The organism is Mycobacterium sp. 48b (genome assembly GCF_048282725.1).
GTDB lineage: Bacteria > Actinomycetota > Actinomycetes > Mycobacteriales > Mycobacteriaceae > Mycobacterium.
The window spans coordinates 1,095,479-1,112,414 of record NZ_JBLVUL010000001.1 but is presented as its reverse complement, the minus strand read 5'-3'; the positions used below and the strand labels follow the sequence as shown (position 1 = coordinate 1,112,414).

The following is a 16,936-nucleotide window of genomic DNA, read 5'->3' as shown; positions in this document are numbered from 1 at the left end:
TCACGCCTTCTTGGCGGCAGCCTTCTTCGCCGGGGCCTTCTTGGCGGGCGCTTTCTTCGCAGCCTTCTTGGTGGCCTTCTTCACCGGGCCGCGGGCCCGACGGTCGGCCAGCAGCTCGGAGGCCCGCTCGTCGGTGATCGACTGCACGTCGTCGCCCTTGCGCAGGCTGGCGTTGGTCTCGCCGTCGGTGACGTAGGGACCGAATCGGCCGTCCTTGATCACCATCGGCTTGCCCGACGCAGGATCGGTGCCCAGCTCACGCAGCGGCGGGGCCGCAGCGGCCTGGCGCCCACGGCGTTTCGGCTCGGCGTAGATCTTCAGGGCCTCGTCGAGGGTGATGGTGAACATCTGTTCCTCGGTGGCCAGCGAGCGAGAATCGGTGCCGCGCTTGAGGTATGGACCGTAGCGGCCGTTCTGCGCGGTGATCTCCTCGTTGTTCGACGGGTCGACGCCGACCACTCGCGGCAACGACAGCAGCTTGAGCGCGTCGTCGAGCGTCACCGTCTCCAGATCCATTGTGCGCAACAGCGATCCGGTGCGCGGCTTGGGGCCCGTCGGCTTCTTGCCCTTCTTGGCCGTCGTCCCGGCATCGGGATCCTCGGGCGGTTCCGGCAGGATCTCGGTGACGTAGGGACCGAAACGTCCGTCCTTGGCGACGATTTCGTGACCCGACACCGGATCGACACCCAGCACGCGACCCTCTTGCGGTGTGGCGAAAGCCTTTTCGGCCAGCTCCAGGGTCAGCTCATCCGGAGTCAGCTCGTCCTTGAGGTTGGCGCGCTGCGGCTTGAGCTCACCGGGATTGTCCGGGTCGGCAATCATCCGCTCCAGGTACGGCCCGTTGCGGCCCACCCGGACCACCACCGCGCGACCCTCGTCATCATCGAAAAGCTTGATGGAGTTGACTTCTCGCGCGTCGATGCCCTCGAGGTTCCCGCCGACGAGGTGCTTGAGCCCACCGGCGCGGGCGATCGAGCCCTCGACGCCGTGCTCGCCGCCGAAGTAGAAGTTCGACAGCCAGTTGGTGCGCTGCTCCTGGCCGTTGGCGATCTCGTCGAGCTCGTCCTCCATGGCCGCGGTGAAGTCGTAGTCCACCAGCCGGCCGAAGTGCTGCTCCAGCAGTCCGACCACGGCGAAGGCGACCCAGGACGGCACCAGCGCGCTGCCCTTCTTCTGCACGTAGCCGCGGTCCTGGATGGTCTTGATGATCGAGCTGTAGGTCGACGGACGGCCGATGCCCAGCTCTTCGAGGGCCTTAATCAGCGAGGCCTCGGTGTAGCGGGCCGGAGGGCTGGTCTGGTGGCCGTCGGCGGTCAGATCGGCAGCATCGACGCGCTGGCCCTGCGTCAGGTTCGGCAGGCGGCTCTCGGCGTCGTCGGACTCCCCGCCGGCCAGCTCGTCGATGCTCTCGACGTAGGCCTTGAGGAAGCCGGGGAACGTGATGGTGCGACCGGATGCGTTGAAGACGACCTGCTCGCCGCCGGCGGCCGTACCGGCGATGCGCAGCGACAGCGTGGTGCCGCGGGCATCGGCCATCTGCGAGGCCACGGTGCGCTGCCAGATCAGCTCGTAGAGCCGGAACTCGTCGGTGTCGAGCTGGGCGTGCAGCTGGCCCGGGGTCTGGAACACGTCGCCGGCGGGGCGGATGGCCTCGTGCGCCTCTTGGGCGTTCTTGACCTTGCGGGTGTACTGCCGCGGCGACGGATGCACGTACTCGGCGCCGTAGAGCTGCTGCGCCTGGTTGCGGGCGGCGTTGATGGCCGACTCCGACAACGTCGTCGAGTCGGTACGCATGTAGGTGATGTAGCCGTTCTCGTACAGCCGCTGCGCGATGCTCATGGTGCGCTCGGAGGAGAACCGCAGCTTGCGGGCGGCCTCCTGCTGCAGCGTGGAGGTCATGAACGGCGCGTAGGGCTTGCGCGTGTACGGCTTCTGCTCGACGGAACTGACGGCCAACTGGGCGCCGCGCAGTCCGGTGGCCAGGGCTCCGGCGCTGGCCTCGTCGAGCACGAGCACCTCGTCGGGCTTCTTCAGCTGGCCCAGCGAGTCGAAATCACGGCCGGCGGCGACGCGGCGGCCGTCGACGGTGTTGAGCTTGGCGGTGAACCGCGGCGGGGTGGCCTGCGGGTCCGACACACTGGCGTCCAGCTCGGCGCTGACGTCCCAGTAGGCGGCGCTGCGGAACGCCATGCGCTCCCGCTCACGCTGCACGATGATTCGCGTGGCCACCGACTGCACCCGGCCTGCCGACAGCTTCGGCGCGACCTTCTTCCACAGCACGGGCGACACTTCGTAGCCGTAGAGCCGGTCGAGGATGCGGCGGGTTTCCTGCGCGTCGACCAGGGCGATATCCAGGTCACGGGGGTTTTCCGCGGCAGCTCGGATGGCGGGTTCGGTGATCTCGTGGAACACCATCCGCCTCACGGGCACCTTGGGCTTCAGTGTCTCCAGCAGATGCCAGGCGATCGCCTCACCCTCGCGGTCACCGTCCGTCGCGAGGTAGAGCTCGTCAACACCCTTGAGCAGGTCCTTGAGCTCGGTGACGGTGCTCTTCTTGTCGGGGCTGACGATGTAGAGCGGTTCGAAGTTGTCGTCGACGTTGACCCCGAGTCGCGCCCAGGGCTCGGATTTGTACTTCGCGGGCACGTCGGCGGCATTGCGCGGCAGGTCACGAATGTGTCCGCGGGAGGATTCGACCACGTAATTGGAGCCCAGGTAGCCGGCTATCTTGCGCGCCTTTGTCGGCGACTCGACAATCACGAGTCGCCGGACATTCTCCTTGCTACCGCTGCCGCTATCGCCAGCCAACTGTGCCTACGCTCCACTTCTTTAGTTGCCGCGCCACGCCCGGCAACTGACAATTTCGCATTACGCGCGAGCCTACGCAAACCGGCTCTCCGCGTATGCACCATTAAATACGTGGCCAATGCGCCAACGCCGCGGGATCCCCGGGTGGTTCCCCCACGTTCTCGACCAGGCGTGATAGCCGTCGCCGCCCACTGATCCGCAGGGCCGGATGGGTTCCTCTGGTCCCGATCAATGTCGGGGCGATCCCCACCCGCATCATGGCCGCGGCCAGCACCGGGTGGGTATCGGGTGCGTGTGGGTCCAGTCCCAGCAGGTAACGGTCGTCGGCCTCAGGTGTGCCTGCCGCCAGCGTCCAGGCCCGCAGCTCGCGGGAACCGGGCAGCCATCCGGCCGGAACCGTCTTGACCGCGCCCCGGGTCCACTCCCCCGCGATCAGCATCAACTGCGGGTCCAGGGCGGTGCGCACCAGCGGGTTGTTCTCGTCGGTCCGCGATATCTCCGATATCAGGCCGGCCTCGCTGATCATCTCGGCCAGGCCTTGCGCGCGCCAAAGCTCGTCGACGACCACCGAAATCCGGGCCGCCTGCTGGCCGCCCTGGCCGGCCAGCACAACCTGCCCCGGCCCGGCGAGCACCCCGGTCAGGTCGGCCACCGCAGGCGGCACCGACTCTGCCGAGAAGAAGGACAGCTGGCTCACAAATTGACACTAAGCCAGCGCGAGCCCCAAAAACGAGAACACCCCCGCGGTGTCCGATGTGGACTCACGCGGGGGTGTCTCGTTGGGTTTGTTTGGCTCAGATGGCCCGAACACCCGTGGCCTGCGGCCCCTTGGGGCTCTGGCCAACCTCGAACTCAACCTTCTGGTTCTCCTCCAGGGTGCGGAATCCGCTGCCCTGAATTTCCGTGTAGTGGACAAACACGTCGGCAGAGCCGTCCTCCGGAGCGATGAAGCCGAAGCCCTTTTCCGCGTTGAACCACTTCACAGTTCCCTGTGGCATCTTTTGTTCTTTCCTTCTCTTTCAACCGGGTGCGGTCCACCGACTTCCGATGCACCGGGCCCGTTCCGACCGCCATCCTTCGTGGAGTCGCCCGGAACTGACCCGACCTACAACCCTCGCAGGAACCGCGATCGCAACGACGATCCTGCGAGTGCGAGTACAAACACAGAAGCTGCGACCGTGATCAGTCAACCATGTTCGGGTCGGCTGCGACAGTCTTGGCGTGCGGCGCGTGGTGAACAATTCGTTTACAAATCCGGGCCGACGTCGGCGGGGTAGATCGCAGGAGGAAGAACAGTGCTGGATCAGGGGTCAGATTTCGGCCGTGAGCTGCTCGCTTGCGCTGTCGACGGCACCCCCTCCGGCGAAGATCCGCTACGCCATGTTGCGGATATCCCTCCGCGGCACGGCAAACCACAACAGTGGCCACAATGGGCCCATCCTGAGGTCGTCCAGGCGTTGACCGACCGCGGGATCACCGCGCCGTGGTCCCACCAACTCGCCGCCGCCGATCTGGCCCACAGCGGGCGCCATGTGGTGGTGTCCACGGGCACCGCGTCGGGCAAGTCGCTGGCCTACCAATTGCCGATCCTGTCGGCACTCGCCGAGAATCGTCAGGCGCGGGTGCTGTACCTGTCGCCGACGAAGGCGCTCGGCCACGACCAGCTGCGCACCGCGCAGAATCTGACCGAGACCGTCGTCGCACTGCGCGACGTGGCGCCCGCACCGTATGACGGCGACAGCGCCACCGAGGTGCGCAGGTTCGCCCGCGAGCGCTCACGATGGATCTTCTCCAACCCCGACATGATCCATCTGTCGTTGCTGCGCAATCACGCCCGCTGGGCAGTGTTCCTGCGTCACCTCAAGTTCATCGTCATCGACGAATGCCATTACTACCGTGGCATTTTCGGTTCGAACGTGGCCATGGTGCTGCGCCGGCTGCTGCGGTTGTGTGAACGGTATTCCGACGGCGGTGCTGGCCTTTCTACGCCGACGGTGATTTTCGCGAGCGCCACCACGGCGTCACCGGCCGAAACCGCCGCCGAGTTGATCGGGCAGACGGTCGCCGAGGTGACCGAGGACGGCTCGCCGCAGGGCGCGCGCACGATCGCGCTCTGGGAACCGGCCCTATTGGACGACCTCATCGGCGAAAACGGCGCGCCGGTGCGACGTTCGGCCGGTGCCGAGGCCGCGCGGGTGATGGCCGACCTGATGACCGAAGGCGCGCGCACCCTGACCTTCGTCCGGTCCCGCCGCGGCGCCGAACTCACCGCACTGGGAGCCCGGGACAGGTTGGAGAACACCGCACCCGAGCTCGCGGATCTGGTGGCGTCCTACCGGGCCGGTTATCTCGCCGAGGACCGCCGCGAGCTGGAACACGCGCTGGCCGACGGACGACTGCGCGGGCTGGCCACCACCAACGCGCTCGAGCTCGGCATCGACATCGCCGGGCTGGATGCGGTGGTACTGGCTGGGTTTCCCGGTACCGTCACCTCGTTCTGGCAGCAGGCCGGCCGCTCCGGCCGACGTGGCCAGGGCGCGCTGATCGTGCTGATCGCCCGCGACGATCCCCTGGACACCTATCTCGTGCACCATCCGGCGGCACTGTTGGACAAGCCGATCGAACGGGTGGTGATCGACCCGACGAATCCGCACGTGCTGGGCCCTCAATTGCTCTGTGCCGCAGCCGAGCTGCCGCTCACCGAGGCCGAGGTCCGGCTGTGGAATGCCGATGCCGTGGCCGAGACCCTGGTCGACGACGGGTTGTTGCGCAAGCGTCCGGGGGGCTATTTCCCCGCTCCTGGGGTGGATCCGCACCCGGCCGTCGACATTCGCGGCTCCAGCGGCGGCCAGATCGCGATCCTGGAGGCCGATACAGGCCGGATGCTGGGCAGCACCGGCGCCGGCCGGGCGGCAGCCACTCTGCACCCCGGAGCGGTGTATCTGCACCAGGGCGAGACCTACGTCGTCGACTCGCTGTCTTTCGAGGACGGGGTGGCGTTCGTGTACGCCGGCGATCCCGGTTACAGCACGTTCGCCAGGGAGCTCACCGACATTTCGGTCACCGGGCCCGGCGAGCGCGCGACGTTCGGCCCGGTCACGGTGGGTCTGGTCCCGGTGTCGGTGACCAACACCGTGGTCGGCTACCTGCGCCGCCGCATCGATGGAGAGGTCATCGACTTCGTGGAGCTGGACATGCCGCCCAGCACCCTGGACACCATGGCGGTGATGTGCACCGTCACCCCGGAAGCATTGCAGGACAACGGCATCGACCCGCTGGCCGTCCCGGGGAGCCTGCATGCCGCCGAACACGCCTCGATCGGCCTGTTGCCGCTGGTGGCCAGCTGCGATCGCGGAGACATCGGCGGCGTCTCGACGGCTGTCGGACCGGTGGACGGCCTGCCCTCGATCTTCGTCTACGACGGTTATCCGGGCGGTGCCGGCTTCGCAGACCGCGGATTCCGCAATCTGGGTACGTGGTGGGGCGCGACGGCCGATGCGATCGAGGCCTGTGAGTGCCCGCAGGGTTGCCCCTCGTGCGTGCAGTCACCGAAGTGCGGTAACGGCAACGACCCGCTGGACAAAACGGGCGCGGTGAAAGTGCTCCGCCTGGTGCTCGGCGCGCTGAGTACTTCCTCAGCGTGATCCCCCGACCGCGTTGACGACCGACCCCTCGACGGCCGACTACGCGGATCGACAACTACGTGGCTGCATTCGGCCACGCCGAACACACAGACGTTGCGACGAACGGTCGGACAACGCGATCCGTTCCCAATCCCGGAGGCCGGGCGCAGTGGCAAATTACGTGAACTCACTCATGTTTGCAACCCGACAGACCCTACTTCCGGAAACTGGTGACCGGAATCCGCAGTTTCATAGTGCGGATTCCGTCGTCATCGGGTGCGAAGCCGGCCGGGGTAGCGCCGGTAAAATCCTCCGCATGACCCACGACTGGCTGCTCGTGGAGACACTGGGTAGCGAGCCTGTTGTGGTCGCACGAGGTCTGCAAACGAAGAACCTCGTCCCGATCAGTGTGTTTCTGCGCCGAAATCCGCACCTGATGGCGATTCAGAGCGCCATCAGGGAAACCGTGCAGGCCGGCCAGGGCCTCAGCAGCATCACGCCCAAGAAGGACCGCGTAATCCGCACCGAGGTGGTGCGGATGTCCGACGGACACATTCACGGGGTACACGTGTGGATCGGGCCGGCCGATGCCGAGCCTCCGCAGCGCCCCGTTCCCGGCCCACTGGTCTGGGATCTGACCGCAGGCGTGGCCACCGACACCGCCGAATCCCTGCACAACAGCGGCATGAATCCGGCAACCGAATCCACCCACGACCGGGCGTTCGCCGACGACCTGCCGGCCCGGGATCTCAACGGCAGTGAGGCCAAAGTGCTGGCCATGACGATCAAACCGGTGGTGGGCAACACCTTGTGCACCACCTGGGACGTCACCGACCATCGCGGGGAGGCGATCACGGTGGGTTTCGTGGCCCGGGTGGTCGCAGAGCCCCACGACGACGGATCCGATCGGCTCATCTGCCGGGCGATGAACTGGCGCAGTGAGCGCGAGAATCCCGTCGTCCGCCCGGACAACCTCGCCCAACGCATCCTCGACGGGCTGGCCCGGCCCGGCGTGCACCGGGCTCTGGTCGGCCTCGACGACTGGAAGCTGCTCAAATGGCTCGACGAGCCCGCACCGTTCTTCGACTGGCGTAACCGCGACGGCGGGAAGGCCCGTATCCACCCGGCCGACGCACGGCACATGGCCCGGATGACCACGGACTTCTCCGACGGCGCCACCACCGCCGTGCTTCGGATGCGCGCCGAGGACGGCGGCTGGCGTCCGGTACACATGACGATCAACCGGGTCGAACTCGACGACGACACGTTCGCGGGGCTGATCGCCCTTCGCCTGCCGACCGACGACGAGGTCGCCGCGGCAGATCTCGACGCGCTCGACTAGCCGTTTTCCACCGGCCCCGCGCGCGCAGCTGCCCGGGCCGGTCCGACTCCCCACCGACCGAGGCGGACCGGGACCGACACCTCGAGCACCACGTCGAGGCCGTCGATCCGACAGCCGTCGAGCACCGACCGCATTCGGACCGCGATCTGAGTGGCCTGCCGGCACGCCGCATCCGGGCCGGACACCACGGCGCCGGCGGCACCCAGGGCAGCCAGGTCCGCCGCGGCCTGCGCCCGGTGCCGGGCCGTCACCGCCGCACCGAGATAGGCGCCGCCTGCCGCGAATGCGATCACCATCGCGATCATGGCGGCGGCCAGCAGTGTGGCCGCGCCCCGCTCATCCCACGCCGGGTTCGGGGGCGGCTGCGGCCTCGGCGGACACCGTGAACCCCGGTAGCACCGTGGCCGCACTGACCCGGGCCACCACCAGACCGCCGTCCTGCCCGACGTGCACCACCGCACCGGACGGAGCGACCCGGCGAGCGGCTGCCGTCGCCGCCTCACCCTCACCACGGGCCGCCAACCGGGCGGCTTCGCGCGCGGCGTCGACGCAGCGGATCTGCATGCCCACGGCGCCGAGGCCACCGACGCACAACACCAGAACCGCCACCAGTGACGCGATCGCGAAGGCGGCCTCGACGGTGACCGCACCCCGGTCATCTAGACGTTGGTGTTCAGTGCCCGGCTGATGATGTTGGTCAGCGCGCTCACGATCGAGTCCCCGGTGACCACGGTGTACAGGATCGCCCCGAAGGCCGCCGCGGCGATGGTCCCGATTGCGTACTCGACGGTGGACATCCCCGATTCGTCGGCCAGCAACAGCGCCGCCCTGGCATTTGCCCTCCGGATCATGTTTCCTGCCATGACTTTTCCTCCCTTTGCGATGTGTGTTCACAACAGACCTGAACCCAGCACGTCACCGGCGAGGCCGGCGACGACAGGTATGACACCCAGACACAGAAACGCCGGCAGGTAGCACAGTCCCAGCGGACCGGCGACCAGAACCGAGGCGCGTTCCGCCACCGCGTCAGCGGAAGTCGCGGCATCGTGCCGGGTCTGGGTGGCCAGCTCCGCCACCCCGCCTGCCAGGGCACTGCCGGAGGCGGCCGACCGGCGCGCCAAGCGCAACAGCGCTTCGGCGTTCCTGTCCGTGGGTGCTGCGATATCCCCTGCGGCCCAGGCCACGCCCGGATCCGCTCCGAGTGCCAGCAGTTCGGCCGCCCTGCGCAGCACCGGCGCAAGCGCCGGTGGAGCTGACGGGGTGACGGCGGCAGCCGCGGTCGATACCGCCATACCGGCGGACAGACAGGCAGCGAACAAGTCGAACGTCGAGGCCGCGGCAAGCGGATCGTCGGCCCGCACCGGCTGCAGATATGTGCGCGTCGGGGGTCCCGGTGCAGCGCGGGTCCGCACCCGGGCCGGGTCCGCACCGATCAGCAGGGCGGCGGCGAGAAGCACTGCTGCCCAGCTCATCTCAGCGCCCGTTCGGTGATCCGATCCGACCACATCAGCCCGGCACAGGCCAGGAGGACACCGATGACCAGCAGCCAGCCGCCCACTCCCGCACCGCACAGGAACGCCAACGGCCGCGCACCGATCAGCTGGCCCAGCGCGATCCCGGCCACCGGCAGCCCGGCGAGCACCGCCGCGGTGGCGCGCGGGCCCGCCATCGCCGCTTCGACGTGCGAGGAGAAGCGTTCACGCTCAACGATGTCGCGCTGCGCAGTGCGCATCAGAGTGGCGATCGAGAGTCCGTGCGCGTGGGCCAGGCGCCAGCATGCGGCGAGCCGCTCCCAGTGCATGGGCAGTTGGGAGGCCGTCGCAACATCTTCCAACCCGGCCGCGACGTCGGCGCCAAGGCGGGCCCGGGCAGCCACGGCGCTCAGGCCCCGCTGAACCGGTCCGGACACCTCGCCGGCCGCGGTGCCGAATGCCGTGACCGGATGGACACCCGTGCGCAGTTCACCCACCAACACGTCGAGGGCGGCCTGCAGTGCGACGGACTCCTGCTGTCGCGCAAGCCGGATGCCGCGGCGCCTGCGCCGGATCACCACCGTTCCGGAGATCACCGCCACGGCGAGGGCGACCGGTAGTGGAACCAGCCAGGCCACAACAACTCCCACCGCCACAATCGGCGCTGCCCGCACCCGGCGCCGCCGGGGTGCGTCTGCCCGCTTGAGTGCGGCTGCCCGTCGGGGCGTGGCGGGCCACAGCAGCAGTGCGGCCGCCAGTGCCAGGGCGCTGGCCGTCACCGCGTCACCCGTTGCCCGACGAGCGCAGCGAGAGCCTCGGCGCCACAACCGAACCCGGTGTCAGCATTCCAAGCCGTCACCACTTCAAGGTCGCCGCGGGCAGCTCGGCGCAGCACCGCGATCTCGGCGAGCCTGCGCTGCCCGGCACCGTCACGCCCGACGTGCAGCAGAACCTGCCGCGTTTATCAGTAGTTAACTACACAATGTGGGCGCACAATGCGTGTTGAACTGCGTATTTATCGTCGGGTACATGTACTCTAAGAGTGTGCGTAGCAATATCAACCCTCTCGCCACGCCGATGCGGCGTGTTGCTTGCGCTCTCTGTTTTTGTGTGCGAAATTCGCCGTGTGAACCTACAAGAGCGGTTGCGCAAGGCGGTGTCGGATCATGGGCCGTCGTTGGCGACTCTGCGTTACGACTTGGAGGTGGTGATCCCCAAGGTTGGCCAGATGTGGCAGCCGTTGTTCGAGGATCCGTTGGATATTCATGGTCAGGCGTTTTGTACGTGTGTGCGCCAGATGGTGTTGAGGATGCGCGAGCTTCGCAAGCCGATCCCTGGGGACACGTTGTTGACTTCTCGTGGCAGTGGGTTGTCGGTGCAGATCGCCGATTCGCGGGGGATGGATTTTCGTGCGCGACGGTGGCCGTCGAAGGTGTTGCACGGGGAGCGAGTTCGGGTGGTGACGCATCCGACGGGCGGCGATCTTCGGGTGCTGCGGCCGCCGAAGGCTCAGGTCGACGAGCAGATGTTGTTGGACGAGGACGAGCCGGCGCAGTTGTTTCCGTCGCCGATTGTGACTCCGGCCGGTACACCGGATATCTTCGCCCTGTGGTGGCCGACCGACGATGGGTGGGGATTGTCGGAGGCGGTGTTGGCGTTCGTGGTGGATGTGGACAATGCGTCGCGGGTGCAGATTTTGGCAACCGAGCCGCTGCCTCCAGTCACCGACTCTCCGCTGGTGACTCCGTCGGCGCAGGGTCAGGGGCCCAGGGACGACTTCGGCGAGTACGAGCCGCCGGCGCTGGGGACGGGCGAGGATCCCGAGGAGCCGGCTTAAGGGGTCGTGGTGTCGGGGGTCGATGCGAATGTCGGCGGGTGGCTGTTGAATCGAGGTCGCAATGACGACGACCGTGGACGTGTATGGGTTGCGGGTCAACCAGGCCCGGGTCATGCGCGCGATGACTGCCACTGCGGTGATGGAAGCGTTGGGCTGGAAGCATTCTCGGCTGAACCGGTTGGAGAAGTCGACCACGACGGCGTTGCCGATCAAGGATTTCGACCGGCTGGTGGCGGTGTTGCGGTTCCCGGCGAAATTTTTCACCACCGCTCCGACGTCGCGGGTGCACCAGTCGGATCTGTTGTTCCGTGCGCCGCGGTCGATCACGGCGACCGAGCGGGAGTATTTGGCGCAGTTCGCGGCATTGGCTGGGGAGTTTCTCGACGAGCTCAATGGCCGCACTCAGTTACCTGCGGTGAAGTTGCCGATACTTCCGATCGACACCGCAGTGACCCAGGCCGCTGCGGCGGTGCGTGCCAGTTGGGGGTTGGAGCACGATCAGCCGATCGAGTACCTGACGCATGAGATCGAGCGCAGCGGTGTGGTGGTCGTGGTGCGCCGCTTGCTGACCTCCTCGTCACGGCGGATCCTGGGTGACGGGGATTCCACCGGCAAGATCGACAAGCATTTGGGTTATTCGGTGCGTGTCGGGGAGTTCAATACCCGGCCGTTGATCGTTGTGCGGCAATCGAATTCGTGGGAACGGACCCGCTGGACGCTGGCTCATGAGGTGGGTCATCTGGTGTTGCATGCCTCGGGCAGCGTCACCGAGGCCTGCGAGGAGCAGGCGTCGCAGTTCGCCTCGGAGTTGTTGGCGCCGGCGGCGGTGCTGGCCAAGGACGTGTCGCGGGCTCCGTCGCTGGCGGAGTTGTTGCCGGTGAAAGCAAAGTGGGGTGTGTCGCTGGGGGCGTTGATCAAGCATCTGCATACCTCGCAGTTGTTGACTGGGGCGCGGTTTGAGGCGTTGCGCCGCCAGCTCTACACCCGGGTCAATCCGGATACCGATACGACGTGGGGTCGGGTGGAGCCGGGCTGGAATGACCGTGAGGTGGAGCGGCCACGATTGATCAGCAAGTGGCTGGAGATGGCGTTTTCGGCGCGTTCGGCGGCGATGCTGGCCCCCTATGACTTGGTGTGGCCGCAGGATCTGCTGGAGGACTTCATGGCCGGGCAGCGGGCCGCCCCGGGCGCGGCGGCGGTGCGGGTGGCCGCCGGCAGCGGCAGAGCGACGGTCGGACCCGGGTCATCGGCGCCCAGTACGGGCAGCAATGTGATTCCGTTGCGGCAGCGAAGCCGGCGCGGCTAGAACACAAGGGGGGCCGGTGGCGCGAGTGCAGCGGGTGATCTTTGCCGACCAGCCTGTCACCTACACGGTCGTTGGCGCCGATCATCTGCCGGTGGCCCCGGCTGCGGAGTATCTGAGGTTTCTGCGTGAGGGGGGCGCGTCCCCGCACACGGTGCGTGGCTACGCCGCGGGGTTGGCGCGGTGGTTCACGATGCTCGAGCACACCGGCCATCGCTGGGATGACTTCCCCACCACCCTGTTCGGGCAGTACTTGCAGTATCTGCGGACTGGGGATCTGCCCGGGACACCGCGCCTGGGTGCCCCCGAGACCAAGATGGTGACCAGTTCTTTGCAGCCGCGGGCGGCTGCGGTGTTGTCGATGTATCGCTATCACGCTGATGCCGGCACCACCGAGGTGCCTTATCGGCGTTTGGTCACTCAGCGGGGCAGCTGGCGGCGCCACAACCGCTACGTCGGGTTCCTCGACGGCGTCGGGCCCCACCGCGACGGCGAGCACCCGATCTACCCGGTGCGCACCCCGCGGCGATCGGCTACCCCTGTCTTGTCGCCTGCCCAGGTGGCCACGATCCTCGATGGCTGCTCGGTGCAGCGCGACGGGGACTGGACCGGCGGGGCCGCCGCGGTGCGCAACCGATTGTTTTTCGCAGTACTGGCCGAAACGGGAATGCGTCTGGGCGAGGCCTTATCACTGCGGCACAACGATTTTCATATCGGCGCCGGTGCGACCCCGTGGATCGACATTGTGGAGCGCCAAGATCATCCCCATGGTGCTCGGGTCAAGACCGGGCCGCGGCGGATCTATGTCGGTGATGACCTGGAGGCACTGTATTCAGAGTATGTGTGGCAGTTGGTCGCGATGAACGCCGACCAGGTGGTCGATGATCTGTCGAATCATTTCGTGTTCGTCAATCTGCAACGGGGACCGCGTTTTTCGCCGATGCGCCAGGAGAACATCTACGAGAAGGTGCGCGGGCTGCGCACAGCGCATCGGAGTCTGCCGCCGGATTGGTCACCGCACTGGCTGCGCCACACTCACGCCACCGCGTTGCTGCTGGCGGGGGTGCCTGAGCATGTGGTGATGCGGCGTCTGGGCCACGCCGATGTGCAGACCACTCTGTCCACCTACGGCTGGGTCACCCAGGACGCGGCGATGCGTTCACTGGCCGAGTGGAAAAACTATGTCGCCGGATGGAAAGGACTTCACGATGGCCAGCAATGAGGGCCGCCTGACCACACCGGTAGGCGACCTCGGTGCGGTGGCGTGGCAGGCGCAGTGGGCCCAGGTACCCGCCGAATGGCGCCGCCCGGCCTATCAGGTGCATCTGCCCCCGGCAGATCGGGTGTTCCTGTCCCGCAAGAACGATCTGCCGCCCGCTGCGACCGCTGGGGTGTACGACTTCACCCCGCAGGCCACACCGGCGCGGTTCGCCGACGAGATCGCCTGGTGGGTGTGGGTGTGCTACCACGAGGGGCTGCGCAAGATCGAGCATTCCCTGCTGCGCTGGGCCACCCAGGCCATCAGCGCCGCCGCGGCCGAGTACCGCAGTGCGCACGGCCGCCACCCGGTGAGCATCACCGACCTGGCGGTCAACGACATGGTGCGCCACGCGGTCGTGGTGTTCGAGCGGCGCAATGCGCGGCTGCCCGCCGGCGGCACACGCCGCAATATTGTGGGCCTGATCGAGCATCTGCACCTGTTTGTGTCGGTGCGGGCCAGCGCCATCGACTGGTGGGCCTATGACACCTGGGATCTGCGGGCCGATCCACGGATCCCGCAACGCGAACACGAACCGTGCCACGAGAAGACGGTGCGCATCGGCGCGATCGAACCAGCGTGGCTGCGCGAAGGGGTGCGGTTTTGGCTGCGCACCTGCCTGGATGCGGAGTTGCTGCGCTGGTCATCGGCAGTCGATCGTGCCCGCGAGATGGCGCGCCATTTCGGTGAATTCGTGATCGCGCGTGGCTACACCGATCCCGTCTTATCCGATGACCCGGCGCAGCTACGCCTGATTTTCACTACCTACAACGAATACCTGCGCTCCCCAGCCGCGGCTGCCCGACCTGACAAGCCGTTGTCTGCCACGGCGATCGGCGACAGCCAATCTCAGATCCAGAGCTTCTACACGTTCATGCTCGACCATGCACCCGAGGCCGCGGCAGCCACCGGCGATGCGCGTTGGGAGAACCTGTCCGCGGCGCACACCCGGTTGTGGGGGCCGGCGTTTCGCACCCGCCGCGCCCACCGCACCCGGGAATTGACCTGGTACTCCACTGGAGAACTGCAGCAGATGCTGGCCTACCTCGACGTGCTCGCCGCCCAACGGGGCGCCCTGGTGTCGGTGACCCATCCCGATGGCACCGTGTCGCTGATCAAAGGCCTCGGCGACCCCCAGGCCGCCCGGATCTGGCTGCTGCAAGCACTGACTGGGCGGCGGGCCTCAGAAATTCTCATGCTCGATCACCACCCGCTCGAAGCGATCCCCGGCGCGGCGCGGCCCACCGCCACCGATGACCCCGATGTGTTCGTGGCCAAACTGCGCTACCAACAGACCAAAGTCGACGGGGTCATCCCCACCATCCTGGTCGAGCAGGCCGTGGTCAACGTCATCGCCGAGCAACAGCGCTGGCTCGCCGACACCCACCCCAGCCTCACCCCGAAATACCTGTTCATCGCGGTCAAACAAAACCTGGCCGGGCGCCGGCCCCGCCCGTATGCAACGTATCGGGCCTCCCTGGACAAGCTCGATGCCATCCATGGTCTCAGCGATGCTGCGGGAAACCCGTTGCGGTTCACCCAAACGCATCGGCTGCGCCACACCCGGGCCACCGAACTGCTCAACGACGGCGTGCCGATCCACGTCGTCCAGCGCTACCTGGGCCACAAGAGCCCCGAGATGACCATGCGTTATGCCGCGACACTGGCCGCGACCGCCGAAGCGGAGTTCCTCAAACACAAGAAGATCGGCGCTCACGGCACCGACATCGGAATCAGCCCGTCTGACATGTTGGACATGACCCAGCTCTCAGTGCGCACCGACCGGGTCTTGCCCAACGGGGTGTGCCTGCTGCCGCCACTGAAAACCTGCGACAAGGGCAACGCCTGTCTGTCGTGCGGGCATTTCGCCACCGACGCCACCCACCTCGACGAACTCAAAGATCAGCACGCCAAGACCACGGCGCTGGTCGAGATCAGACGTCAGCAGTACCGCCAGCGCACCGGCCGCGAACTCACCGATGACAACGTATGGGTCGCCCAACGCCTGCGCGAATTGCATTCCCTGCAAGCCATCCTGGACCGCCTGACCGCAGATCAACGCACCCATCAGGAGGCGATCGCCGGGGCCGGGACGGCCAACCGCATCCCGCTGCAACCTGTGGCCACCCGCGGTGCGCACGATTCAGCACTGCGCAAAGCCGATCCTCACACACCCGCATGACCGTCACCCCCGCCTCCCTCACCGCCCTTGAGGCCAGCGCCCGCAAACGCAGCGCCGACGTCGAGGCCCGTATCGATCGGGCCCTGAAGAAGATGCGCAAGCAGGGCCTCGACATCAACGTCAGCAGCCTGGCCCGCCACGCCGGAGTGTCACGCAGCGTCATCCACCGCCGCCCCCAACTGCGAGAACAGATCCGCACCACCCAGCCGCTGGCCGCCGCCCCCGATCCACCGCCACCACCGGCTACCGACACCGAGAGCAGCATCATCACCGCGCTACGGACCCGCCTGAAGGCACGAGACGCCCAGATCGCCGACCTGAAAGCCCAACTGCGCGAACGCGACCACATCATCGCGACCCTGCACGGGCAACTGGCCGGCAAACCCCACCCGGACACCAACTCCTAGCTGGCTGGTTGTGCGGGTCGCTGCGTGGTTTGCGCGGTGATGAAGTCGTCGACGATGCGGGTGCAGTCGTGGTGGCCGATGGCGCGTAGGCCGGTCATTCTGGCGAAGACCAGGGGGCCGACCAGTTGGCACAGTGCCAGTTCGATGTCGAGTTCGCCGAGTTGGTCGAAGGTTTCGGGGCTGTGCAGGATTTCGTCGAAAGGCCGCCGGTACTGCTCGATCACCCGGGTGCGCAGCATGCTGGCGGTGGCGTGTTGGCCGGTATCGCTGTCGCTGTCGTGCGTTTCGGTGGGGCCCAACGCGGCCCAGGCCAAGGTGGTGACGTGCAGCGGCGCTTCGGCGAACAGGTCGGCTTGGCGCGAGAGCAGTTCGATGAGCCGCTCACGCAGGGTGCCGCTGGTCGGGGCGGGCGGGATGACTTGGGGCAGAAGGCGTTCGAAGGTGGCCGCGAGCAGTTGTGAGGAACTGTTGAAGTGGCGGTAGAGGGTGGTGCGGGCGACCTTGGAGGCTTTAGTGACCGCGTCGATGGTGACGGCTTCGATCCCACCGGTTTTGAGCAGGTTGGCCGCGGCGTCGAGCAGTCGGGTGCGCGATCGGGTGCGGCGCGGGTCGACGTCGTCCTCGTCGTCGGGTGCCGCCGCGGGTTCTGTCCCCACCTGACCTCCTGGTGTTCCGATCGCCGGTGCGTTGCCCCCGCTCTCCCG

17 protein-coding genes are annotated in these 16,936 nt (G+C 67.2%); 8 read left to right on the top strand and 9 right to left on the bottom strand.

Features of this window, described 5'->3' with window-relative positions; all coding sequences use genetic code 11:
• From topA to ACNQR1_RS05230, 3 genes are all read right to left on the bottom strand, one after another.
• On the bottom strand, positions 1 to 2,808 hold the full coding sequence (gene topA, locus ACNQR1_RS05240; protein WP_418044548.1) for a type I DNA topoisomerase: 2,808 nt from the start codon (positions 2,806 to 2,808) through the stop codon (positions 1 to 3).
• Positions 2,809 to 2,911: 103 nt separating this feature from the next.
• The gene (locus ACNQR1_RS05235) at positions 2,912 to 3,505 is read right to left on the bottom strand and encodes a hypothetical protein (protein ID WP_418044547.1); all 594 of its coding nucleotides are present in this window, start codon (positions 3,503 to 3,505) and stop codon (positions 2,912 to 2,914) included.
• Between the two features lie 97 nt (positions 3,506 to 3,602).
• Positions 3,603 to 3,806: a cold-shock protein gene (locus ACNQR1_RS05230; protein WP_003882601.1), complete on the bottom strand. Its 204-nt coding sequence runs from the start codon at positions 3,804 to 3,806 to the stop codon at positions 3,603 to 3,605.
• A gap of 300 nt (positions 3,807 to 4,106) precedes the next feature.
• Between ACNQR1_RS05230 and ACNQR1_RS05225 the strand changes: the two genes are divergently transcribed.
• Both ACNQR1_RS05225 and ACNQR1_RS05220 read left to right on the top strand, forming a co-directional pair.
• Positions 4,107 to 6,452, top strand: coding sequence for a DEAD/DEAH box helicase (locus tag ACNQR1_RS05225; RefSeq protein WP_418050280.1), 2,346 nt, complete (start codon positions 4,107 to 4,109; stop codon positions 6,450 to 6,452).
• A 295-nt stretch (positions 6,453 to 6,747) separates the two neighbouring features.
• Positions 6,748 to 7,773 carry a PAS domain-containing protein gene (locus tag ACNQR1_RS05220; RefSeq protein WP_418044546.1) on the top strand — a complete coding sequence of 342 codons (1,026 nt, stop codon included), beginning with the start codon at positions 6,748 to 6,750 and terminating at the stop codon, positions 7,771 to 7,773.
• Here ACNQR1_RS05220 and ACNQR1_RS05215 read toward each other — a convergent pair.
• Genes ACNQR1_RS05215 through ACNQR1_RS05195 form a run of 5 tightly spaced genes read right to left on the bottom strand, consistent with a single transcriptional unit; the run spans position 7,770 to position 10,024 of the window.
• A complete protein-coding gene (locus tag ACNQR1_RS05215; RefSeq protein ID WP_418044545.1) occupies positions 7,770 to 8,078 on the bottom strand; it encodes an Rv3654c family TadE-like protein in 309 nt (102 codons plus the stop codon). The genes ACNQR1_RS05220 and ACNQR1_RS05215 overlap by 4 nt on opposite strands.
• 31 nt (positions 8,079 to 8,109) lie before the next feature.
• Positions 8,110 to 8,394 (bottom strand): TadE family type IV pilus minor pilin, encoded by a 285-nt coding sequence (locus tag ACNQR1_RS05210; RefSeq protein WP_418050279.1) that lies wholly within the window; start codon positions 8,392 to 8,394, stop codon positions 8,110 to 8,112.
• A gap of 38 nt (positions 8,395 to 8,432) precedes the next feature.
• Positions 8,433 to 8,636 carry a DUF4244 domain-containing protein gene (locus ACNQR1_RS05205; protein WP_418044544.1) on the bottom strand — a complete coding sequence of 68 codons (204 nt, stop codon included), beginning with the start codon at positions 8,634 to 8,636 and terminating at the stop codon, positions 8,433 to 8,435.
• 27 nt (positions 8,637 to 8,663) lie between these two features.
• On the bottom strand, positions 8,664 to 9,245 hold the full coding sequence (locus ACNQR1_RS05200; RefSeq protein ID WP_418044543.1) for a type II secretion system F family protein: 582 nt from the start codon (positions 9,243 to 9,245) through the stop codon (positions 8,664 to 8,666).
• Positions 9,242 to 10,024 (bottom strand): type II secretion system F family protein, encoded by a 783-nt coding sequence (locus ACNQR1_RS05195; protein WP_418044542.1) that lies wholly within the window; start codon positions 10,022 to 10,024, stop codon positions 9,242 to 9,244. Before ACNQR1_RS05195 ends, ACNQR1_RS05200 begins: the two co-directional genes overlap by 4 nt.
• Positions 10,025 to 10,035: 11 nt before the next feature.
• Between ACNQR1_RS05195 and ACNQR1_RS05190 the strand changes: the two genes are divergently transcribed.
• The 6 genes from ACNQR1_RS05190 (at position 10,036) to ACNQR1_RS05165 (ending at position 16,232) form a co-directional block, all read left to right on the top strand.
• Entirely contained in the window at positions 10,036 to 10,251 is a 216-nt protein-coding gene (locus ACNQR1_RS05190) for a hypothetical protein (protein WP_418044541.1), read from the top strand.
• A gap of 120 nt (positions 10,252 to 10,371) precedes the next feature.
• Positions 10,372 to 11,082: a hypothetical protein gene (locus ACNQR1_RS05185; protein ID WP_003882610.1), complete on the top strand. Its 711-nt coding sequence runs from the start codon at positions 10,372 to 10,374 to the stop codon at positions 11,080 to 11,082.
• A 61-nt stretch (positions 11,083 to 11,143) separates the two neighbouring features.
• On the top strand, positions 11,144 to 12,388 hold the full coding sequence (locus ACNQR1_RS05180) for an ImmA/IrrE family metallo-endopeptidase (RefSeq protein WP_003882611.1): 1,245 nt from the start codon (positions 11,144 to 11,146) through the stop codon (positions 12,386 to 12,388).
• Positions 12,389 to 12,404: 16 nt separating this feature from the next.
• On the top strand, positions 12,405 to 13,607 hold the full coding sequence (locus ACNQR1_RS05175; RefSeq protein WP_021269098.1) for a tyrosine-type recombinase/integrase: 1,203 nt from the start codon (positions 12,405 to 12,407) through the stop codon (positions 13,605 to 13,607).
• Positions 13,594 to 15,825 carry a tyrosine-type recombinase/integrase gene (locus tag ACNQR1_RS05170; protein WP_003882613.1) on the top strand — a complete coding sequence of 744 codons (2,232 nt, stop codon included), beginning with the start codon at positions 13,594 to 13,596 and terminating at the stop codon, positions 15,823 to 15,825. Before ACNQR1_RS05175 ends, ACNQR1_RS05170 begins: the two co-directional genes overlap by 14 nt.
• On the top strand, positions 15,822 to 16,232 hold the full coding sequence (locus ACNQR1_RS05165) for a DUF6262 family protein (protein ID WP_003882614.1): 411 nt from the start codon (positions 15,822 to 15,824) through the stop codon (positions 16,230 to 16,232). The genes ACNQR1_RS05170 and ACNQR1_RS05165 overlap by 4 nt, the downstream gene beginning before the upstream one ends.
• Here ACNQR1_RS05165 and ACNQR1_RS05160 read toward each other — a convergent pair.
• Positions 16,229 to 16,888: a TetR/AcrR family transcriptional regulator gene (locus ACNQR1_RS05160; protein ID WP_003882615.1), complete on the bottom strand. Its 660-nt coding sequence runs from the start codon at positions 16,886 to 16,888 to the stop codon at positions 16,229 to 16,231. The genes ACNQR1_RS05165 and ACNQR1_RS05160 overlap by 4 nt on opposite strands.
• Positions 16,889 to 16,936: the final 48 nt, after the last annotated feature.